7 protein-coding genes are annotated in these 9040 nt (G+C 45.0%); 2 read left to right on the top strand and 5 right to left on the bottom strand.

Going from position 1 to position 9040, the window contains the following annotated elements:
• Together EWV84_RS07000 and EWV84_RS06990 are read right to left on the bottom strand one after the other, a co-directional pair.
• The coding region (locus EWV84_RS07000; RefSeq protein WP_502705760.1) for a nuclease/transposase family protein at window positions 1–506 on the bottom strand (506 nt) is incomplete at its 3' end.
• A 487-nt stretch (window positions 507–993) separates the two neighbouring features.
• A complete protein-coding gene (locus EWV84_RS06990) occupies window positions 994–3168 on the bottom strand; it encodes an EF-hand domain-containing protein (RefSeq protein ID WP_287077410.1) in 2175 nt (724 codons plus the stop codon).
• 293 nt (window positions 3169–3461) lie between these two features.
• Between EWV84_RS06990 and lepB the strand changes: the two genes are divergently transcribed.
• Window positions 3462–4064, top strand: a complete 603-nt coding sequence (gene lepB / locus EWV84_RS06985; protein ID WP_287077408.1) for a signal peptidase I — start codon at window positions 3462–3464, stop codon at window positions 4062–4064.
• 54 nt (window positions 4065–4118) lie between these two features.
• Here lepB and EWV84_RS06980 read toward each other — a convergent pair whose 3' ends face one another.
• The 3 genes from EWV84_RS06980 to EWV84_RS06970 form a co-directional block, all read right to left on the bottom strand.
• Complete coding sequence (locus EWV84_RS06980) at window positions 4119–5090, bottom strand: ribose-phosphate pyrophosphokinase (protein ID WP_079207867.1); 972 nt, start codon at window positions 5088–5090, stop codon at window positions 4119–4121.
• Window positions 5091–5220: 130 nt separating this feature from the next.
• Window positions 5221–7014: a translational GTPase TypA gene (typA, locus tag EWV84_RS06975; RefSeq protein WP_287077407.1), complete on the bottom strand. Its 1794-nt coding sequence runs from the start codon at window positions 7012–7014 to the stop codon at window positions 5221–5223.
• 152 nt (window positions 7015–7166) lie between these two features.
• Complete coding sequence (locus tag EWV84_RS06970; RefSeq protein ID WP_287077405.1) at window positions 7167–7871, bottom strand: DUF1997 domain-containing protein; 705 nt, start codon at window positions 7869–7871, stop codon at window positions 7167–7169.
• Window positions 7872–7994: 123 nt separating this feature from the next.
• Between EWV84_RS06970 and EWV84_RS06965 the strand changes: the two genes are divergently transcribed.
• The gene (locus tag EWV84_RS06965) at window positions 7995–8654 is read left to right on the top strand and encodes an SDR family oxidoreductase (RefSeq protein WP_286827249.1); all 660 of its coding nucleotides are present in this window, start codon (window positions 7995–7997) and stop codon (window positions 8652–8654) included.
• The last annotated feature ends 386 nt before the right edge of the window (window positions 8655–9040 follow it).

The following is a 9040-nucleotide window of genomic DNA, read 5'->3' as shown; positions in this document are numbered from 1 at the left end:
TGGCAATAATAACCGTCAGCACGTCTAACAACTCTTACCCGTTTAATCTGTTGTTCTGAATAATAAACTAAGGTTTTTTGACTACACCATAAATCAAATTCTCCTGCTTTAAAACCATCGGTGAACTTGATTTTACGTCTATCATCTGATAGTTGGTAGCCTGTTAGTTTATACTCAACCGAACGGCTATGCTTTTTGAACCGAGGAAACCCCTTTTTCCCAGGTATCTTAGCATGACAATTCTGGTAAAACCTATTAATTGATTGCCAGGCTCTATCAGCAGCCGATTGACGAGCTTGAGAGTTTAATTTATTCACCCAAGGTGTCTCTTTATTGTTAGCTAGTACCGCACAAAGTTTTTGGAGATCATTGCGGTTTGTCCCTTGATTGTCCATCCAATAACGAACACAAGAGTTACGCACAAACTGAGAAGTTCTAATAGCTTCATCAAGTTTTTGGTATTGTTCTGGTGTCCCGTTTTTTAACTTGGCTTCTACGACTAGCATTGATTAATCTTCGACCCTAGATAAATTAAGTATAACACAGTTTACCTACAAATGGTAGAATTAAAATCGTGCTTCGCGGTTGATATTCTGGTCGGATTTCATCCCCCGCTAATTTTAGTGAGTATCTTGTCGAAAAATCTAGCGGGGGCATTCATCCGACATTTTAGGTAACTTTTACAATACAGCCTATCATCTATATTCCGAGCAGATCAATTTTAACAATCAGCGATTTCCAGAAACCATAACTGAACCAGAAACAAATATACTACATTTTGCGATTAAATCTCCCTCTCTATAGTCCCTATCGGATTTACCCTCATACAGTTCAGCGAAACCTCGAAATTTTTTCTCAAAAAAGCTTGACAAAAGCCCTCAACTTGACATATACTTTCTAGTATAATGGGAATCCGTGCCTGCCTGCGAACAGCTATTTTTTTAAAGAAAAAAAGGAGTCAGGGAAAATCAAGACTCCTTAACTGAAGACAGTTTATTTATGGAATTGGTGGAGTAGGTTGCGAAATTCCGGAAAACTAATCTGATGATTATCGCGACCGGTATCGGCCTGCTTTGACATAGCTTCGATTTCCTTGTCTGTCACCCCCGGTTTGATCGCCTCAATACAAGCTTTCAAATCCTCAAGGCTAATTTGTCCCGAACCATCACTATCAAATAGACAGAATCTTGCCAATAAAATTCTTTCCTGTTGATCACGATCGCTCTCACTACTAAAAGATAGACGATCAAAGACCTGAAAAGCGCGGGCGATATTCTGCCATAATTGATGGGCCAGAGGACGATGGAGAATGGTTTCCTCCTCCTGACTGGTAATTCTGTACTGGCGACGCAAAGACTCGACAGTTTCCGTTTCTGCGGCCGGCAATTCCGTCAACAAATGCTCGATCGCCTCCCTGGAACCCTTACCGGTCAACACTTCCAGTAATTCCGATCCCACCTTGTGATCGGGGTCTTTTTTCCATGTCACCAACAAACTTTCTAACAAAGCATCGCGATAGCTCTGCAAACGCAACCAATCCTCGCGACTATACTGCTTTTCTGGATCGAGAAGTTCGGCCGATTCCACACCCAACCCTGTTAAAATTGCCTGATGTTCGGCCTCGGTAATCGTCAACTCTAAGCGCATTTGTTCTAGGATTTCGAGGCTGTGGCCGAAGTCAGTATATCCCTGCTCCAAAGCCTCTTTTAACACGGCTTTATAGGCTTTTAAACCCTTCTGGTGGGTGAAATCCGGCAGTATCTTGGCCAACACATAGACTTCATCCGCGTGCAGAGCATCCAGCGATCGCCGATCGAGATATTTAGCCGTATCGAGATCGAGTTTACCTAACTGTTTACGCAATCTTCCCGCTAGTCCTTCCCGTTGGTAAAGACCAGGATTTCTTGTCCAAGTGCGATGTAACCATAAACTACTCAAAACCGCCGGTAAAATACTAGCGAAATAATGCCAAAATTCCGGCAAAAGATTAATCCAAGGACGACCAGCGAAAATAAAGAAGAAATTGAAAATCAGAAAAGTTCCGACAGCAAAGACTCGATGACGGATAATTTCGGTCGGTAAGGGTGACTTTTGGCGGATTCTATAGACTTTGTAGGCATTTTCAACTTTTTTACCGAGAAAGTAACCCAAAAAAGTGCAGATTGCCAAAGTCAAAGGGACAGCTACCAACTTCGGAATCGCAATTGCCTGACCTGCAAGGTAAAAACCCGGTTTAAAGAGGGATTCTAGTTGATTTTCTTCGTGCGCCCAAGCTCCAGAGAAATAATAGTCCCAATTGCCAGAATAGAGATAATAATAGATAGAATAGCCAAAAATTAAGCCAAAATAACCATAATAAAGCCATTGGCGCTCTCTCTTAGTAATCCCATCCCAATAGGATCTTTCCGCATCGATATCGATACAGGGACTCTGACAGGCAACACAGGCACTTTGTTCGCTACCATCTTCCCGGACAATACGACACATAGATTGAGTAATCCCACCGCGACTGTCTTCGTGAGCGGTACTATTCAGTAAACCCCTCGGTTCACCGTAAATCCTTTCAACTGGACTCATGGGACAGAAATAGTTACACCAAGATTTGCCCCCATACCAATAACCAACAAAGATCGCCACTAGAATAGTAAAGATTAAAAAGCTGCCTAAGACTAAGCGATCGGAATTATCAAAGAGAATCCGTCCGCATAAACCCAAAAATAACAGACTTAATTGTAGATAGAGATAATTCCGAGCTAACCAAGAGTTTTTCGGCACTTTATAGATTTCATAGCGGACTTTTCCCGATTTATCGGTCTGTTTTTTCTGACGCTGTTTACCCAAAGCGCGCGGTATTTGAGAAAGAAAGGATAAAGGACAGATACGCCGCCAGAGTTCGTGACCGAAAACTAATAAGATAAAAATGCTACTAGGAACCACTATTCCCCAAAAAATCGGCGCAGCTAACTGATAGGAGGATTGGGGTAGGCAAACTCCCTGGACTTTAGTACACACATCGGGATCAACTCTCAGGGGACTAGCAAGATTGTTAGGATCGGTTAATTGTGCCGAAATCGGGTCAAAAAACAGAGAAAATATCAGAATTAACCAAGCGATGGTAACAACCCATCGCAGATAGTGCATCGAACGTTCGGGAATTTGTGCAAACATGGATCTGGTAGTGACGTTGAAGAGACTTTTAAGCGAGATTAGGGGTTCAATCCTCGAATTCTCAAGCTTTTACTTTAATAGCGGCGAAAAACTCTACTTTTTGACAGACTACATCACCGTTTTCTACCCCCGAGGAAATTCCCCTTCAGGCAGCAGGATGCGGCCTTGACAAATTAACAGTGATCCGGTAGGTGTGGGAAAATTGTCTTAAAATATTATCTACGCTGCTACTATCACTAAACTAGAACATTAAAGAGCGTATTGGCTTAATCCTTATAAAAAGTTAAAATTCTATGGCTGAAAGCTTGAACCATAAATCCGAAAAACCTTCTCCTCCTCCCGTCCCCCAAGAAAACCCTTGGCTAGAAGCAGTCAAAACCATTGTCACGGCTGGAATTTTGGCTTTTGGCATCCGCACTTTTGTGGCTGAGGCCCGTTATATTCCCTCTTCTTCCATGGAACCCACTCTCCAGATTAACGATCGCCTAATTATCGAGAAAGTTAGCTATCATTTTCAGAAGCCAGAACGGGGTGATATAGTGGTTTTTAGTCCGACAGCCGCTCTGAAAGCTCAAAATTTTCAGGATGCTTTTATTAAACGGGTGATTGGACTGCCGGGGGATAAGGTGCAAGTCAAAAACGGTCTAGTTTACGTCAACGGTAAAGCTTTAGCGGAAAAGTATATTGCCGAAGAACCTAATTATACTTTCGGACCGGTGACAGTTCCCCCCGATCAATATCTGGTTTTGGGCGATAATCGCAATAATAGTTATGATTCCCACGCTTGGGGCTTTGTTCCCCGGGAAAACTTAATCGGTCGCGCCGTGGTGCGTTTTTGGCCCTTCAATCGTCTGGGAGGACTTGACAACCCCGACGCTCCCACAAATCAGAATTAATGTCAAGAAAATAAATATAAAAATTCCCCCTAGTTTTAGGGGGAATTCGAGCATCTATTTGAACATATTACTCACGGAATTGTCCTCATGGATGCGCCATATTGCCTCCCCCAGAATCGGGGCAACCGGCAAGACTTTCAGTTGCGGGAAAAGATGTTCTTGGGGGACGGGAATCGTGTTAGTAACGATCACTTCCTCGACTATGCCACTGGATAAACGCTCGATCGCCGGACCAGAAAAAACCGGATGGGTGGCACAAGCATAAACCTGTCGCGCCCCCTTGGCTTTCAGTAACTGCGCCCCTTGAGCGATCGTACCGGCCGTATCGATCATATCATCGACTAAAACCGCCGTTTTATCCTTAACATCGCCGATCAAGTTCATCACTTCCGCCACATTATGGGTTTGCCGGCGTTTATCAATAATTGCTAGGGGAGCATCACTGAGTTTTTTGGCAAAAGCCCGCGCCCTAGCCACCCCACCCACATCGGGAGAAACCACGACGATATCGGGTAATTGTTTACTGAGAAGATAGTCCACCACCACTGGGGAACCATAGACGTGATCGAAGGGAATATCGAAATAACCTTGAATTTGGGCTGAATGCAAATCCATGGCCAACACGCGACTTGCCCCCGCTTCCGTGATCAGATTAGCCACCAGTTTAGCGGCGATCGATTCCCGTCCAGCGGTTTTGCGATCGGCGCGAGCATAACCATAATAGGGAATTACGGCGGTAATTTGTCGGGCAGAAGCACGACGACAGGCATCAATCATGATCAACAATTCCATCAAATGATCGTTGACGGGATTGCAACAGGGTTGAATTAAATAGACATCACAGCCGCGGATCGATTCCTGAATCTGGATGTACAATTCACCATCGGCGAAACGTTTACGAATCATCGGGCCCACATCCATGCCCAGATAACGGGCCACCTCTTGGGCAAGAGATACATTAGCGGATCCCGAAAAGAGACGGAGACGATTGCTGTCCGACGCGGCGGGAAACATCGGATGTCGCATCAAAGTAGCAGAATAGCTCACAGCAGATTCTTTACCCTCAAACTCAAGGCACTTTTTTCTATCATCTCAGTTTTGTTGAAAATCTGAGTGGATTTCTTTGTTAGATCTCGATCATAACCAATTCAGATCATCAACGTTTGGCTAACTTTTTCACCGGTAATTTACGCAGACGGATCGATTTCGGGGTAATTTCTACCAACTCATCTGGTCCGATGTATTCGAGGGCGCGTTCGAGACTCATATCCACGGGGGATTGTAACTGAACCAATTCATCCCCGGTGGCGGAACGATGGTTAGTTAACTGTTTAGTTTTGCAGATATTGATCTCCACGTCTTGGGGCCGGTTGCTTTCGCCGATAATCATGTTTTTGTACACTTTTGTCCCCGGAGTAATAAAGAATACTCCCCGGTCCTCGGCGTTTTTGAGGGCGTAGAAAGTGGCGACTCCTTCCTCAAAGGCAGTAATCACGCCATTGTAACGGGTGGCTAATTCCCCGGAGAAAGGACGATATTCCAGAAAACTATGGTTCATAATCCCCTCACCGCGACTCAGACGGATAAATTCGCCTCGGAAACCGATTAAACCCCGGGCCGGAATCACGAATTCCAATTGAGTACGGCCATTGCTGCCCGTCTGCATATCCTGCATTTCCCCTTTCCGTTGGCCGAGACGTTCGATACTCGAACCCACCGCTTCTTCGGGTACATCTAAAACGAGGTATTCGTAGGGTTCGCAGGGTTGACCGTTAATTTCGCGGTAGATAACTTGCGGCTGCGATACTTGGAATTCGTAGCCTTCCCGACGCATGGTTTCGATGAGAATGCCTAAATGCAGTTCTCCCCGTCCCGAAACCAGGAATTTCTCGGCAGAATCACTTTCTTCCACCCGCAGAGCGACGTTAGTTTCTAATTCTCGCATTAGACGATCGCGAATTTGCCGCGAGGTGACAAAAGTGCCTTCCTGACCGGCAAAAGGAGAATCGTTCACCGAGAAGGTCATTTGTAGGGTCGGTTCATCGACTTTAATTAGGGGTAAAGCTTGCGGGTCATCGGCTAAAGTTACCGTTTCCCCGATGTTAGCGTCGGCAAAACCGGCCACGGCGACGATATTACCGGCGCTGGCCTCGTTTAGTTCCACCCGTTTGAGACCCTCAAAACCAAGAAGTTTTGTTATTTTACCCTTGACAATCGCGCCCGTATCCTTTACTAAAGCCGCCTGTTGACCAGCTTTAATTACGCCGTTGTGGATGCGGCCGATAACGATGCGTCCTAAGTATTCTGAGTAATCGAGGGTGGTTACTTGCAGCTGTAGGGGTTTGTTAACGTCCCCAGCCGGTGGTGGAACGTGGTGTAAAATCGCCTCAAAGAGGGGCTGCATATCTTTGTCTTCCTCTTCGAGACTTTCTTTGGCGAATCCTTGCATCCCCGAAGCGAACAGAGTAGTAAAATCACATTGGTCGTCATCAGCCCCCAGTTCCACAAACAGATCGAAAACTTTGTCCACGGCTAGGTTAGGATCGACGTTAGGGCGATCGATTTTATTGACCACGACAATCGGTCTTAATCCCTTTTCTAGCGCTTTTTTCAGCACAAAACGGGTTTGGGGCATCGGCCCCTCGTTAGCATCGACAATCAGGATACAACCATCTACCATACCTAAAACCCGTTCCACTTCGCCACCAAAGTCGGCGTGACCGGGAGTATCGACGATGTTAATCAGGGTGTCTTGGTAACGAACGGCGGTGTTTTTGGCCAAGATGGTGATACCGCGTTCTCTTTCGAGGTCATTGGAATCCATGACGCAGGTGGGTACATCTTCCCCTTCTCGAAAGATTCCCGACTGTTTGAGGAGTGCATCGACGAGGGTGGTTTTCCCGTGGTCAACGTGAGCAATGATAGCAACGTTACGGATAGGCAGAGACATAAAATATTGAAGTAGTTTTAGGTTTATTTTTACAAGTAAACATTTCTTAATAATTCTAGCTTAGACTGACCAGCACCGTTAGCAAATCTTTATTTTTCCTTGGTTTCCCATCAGCAAGCTCTACTGCTTACTGTTGACAGACTCCCCAAACCCTAGGCAAGCAACCCACCCTCGCAGGAGTCCAGACGATAGAAAAGACGACTGGAGGCGGGGGGTAGGGGTAAATTGAAGCTAGAGTGAAAATCCTCTTGCACTTTGTAGGTTAAGCGGGGGGAAACTTGGCGAACAATTTGCGTCAACAGTTTATCACCGGTTTTTTGGAGAATGGAACGGGGAATTTTATAAACAAACTTGGGAAACTTAACCATAACATCCATCTGTAGTTCCCAGGTGACTTGGGTGATAACCGCCGGAATATCCCGTCCCCGTTGCCGAAAAATTGCCTGAATTTCCCGACTAGGAGAAGATAGCGGCATTTCCTCTAGTTTCATAATTGCCTGATAATCCACTAGATAGCCCAAAAACGGTTGATCGGGAATGGGGACACTGCGAGTATGATAGACTCCATTGACGGGAGGATCAAGAACTACAGCAATCTTCGGCTCTAGTTCATAGCCAAAAGCTCCATATTTACCGATGGTGATAATATAACCATTGTCGCCGAAGGGCAGAGTTTTCATCGGTTCGGCACAACGACAAAACCAACCTTCGTGAGCGCGGAGATAATCGGCAACCTTGTCCTGATTGCTATACATATCCATGCACCCAGCAAAATGGGTTTGAAAACCGAGAAATTGATTGTCTTCTTTGACTTCTACAGATTCGAGAGCTAGGGAGTTAATGGGGGGATGCTGCATGACTTAAAACCTGGAAAATGATAGTGCTAGAAACAGTTGGGGATTAACTGCCAAAGGATCAGGGAAATTTGTAGAATTGAGATTAGTGTAACGTATTGTTAAAAACCATGAGGTCAAGAAGCGATGAAAGCATTTGTAGCAGGAGCTACGGGGGAAACAGGACGGAGAATAGTTGCCCAATTAGTCGAACGTCAGATTCCCGTACGCGCTTTGGTGAGAAACCCAGAGAAAGCGGCAGAAATTTTGCCAGCAGGGGTGGAAATCGTCGTCGGAGATGTCCAACAGGCCGATAAGTTAGAGGCACTAATCGCTGATTGTAGCGTTTTACTATGCGCCACGGGAGCCCGACCGAGTTTTAATCCCACGGAACCTTTGTTAGTAGATTACTTGGGAACTAAAAATCTCATCGATGCCGCAAAAAAGAAAGGAATCGAGCATTTTGTTCTTGTTACTTCCCTCTGTGTATCCAACTTTTTCCACCCCCTCAATCTATTTTGGTTAATTTTATTCTGGAAAAAACAAGCGGAAGCCTATTTAATCAATAGTGGCTTAACCTATACGATTGTGCGCCCCGGCGGCCTTAAAAATGAGGATAATCTTAATGCAATTAAAATGTCATCCGCCGATACCCTGTCCGAGGGCAATATTCCCCGCACGAAAGTGGCTTCCGTTTGCGTAGAATCCCTATTTTATCCCGCCGCAAAAAACAAAATTCTCGAAATTATTGCTCCCTCAGATGCTCCCAATCTCGATTGGACCCAATTGTTTCAAAGTGTCACCTAAACAGTAATCAGTGATCAGTAATCAGTGATCAGTAATCAGTAATCAGTAATCAGGGATAAAGATGAAGATAAATAAATAATTAATTAAGTAGGTGGGTGGAATTAAATATAAGATGAACGTAGGTTGGGTTGAAGGATGAAACCCAACCCCCGCATGGGTTACGAAGTGCGCTAACCCATCCTACAAATAATTGTGCCTCCCTAATTAATTAGGGTCTGCTAGACAGCTTATAGCAAATTAGTAGTTTAAATGAGCCTAAACCCTTAAATAGGGTTTGCTGAATAAATCTAAAAACCTTATCCAACAAGGTTTTTAGACTTTTTTTCCCTCAAAAAGTGCCGACCCTTGGAGTGATTGGGGGGAAAATTCCGGGACTTTTTCCCTGA

The sequence above is a fragment of the Microcystis sp. M_QC_C_20170808_M3Col genome, from assembly GCF_007095505.1.
Classification (GTDB): Bacteria; Cyanobacteriota; Cyanobacteriia; order Cyanobacteriales; family Microcystaceae; genus Microcystis.
Note: the sequence above shows the minus strand (reverse complement) of the source record. Positions and strands in the feature narration are given on the sequence as shown.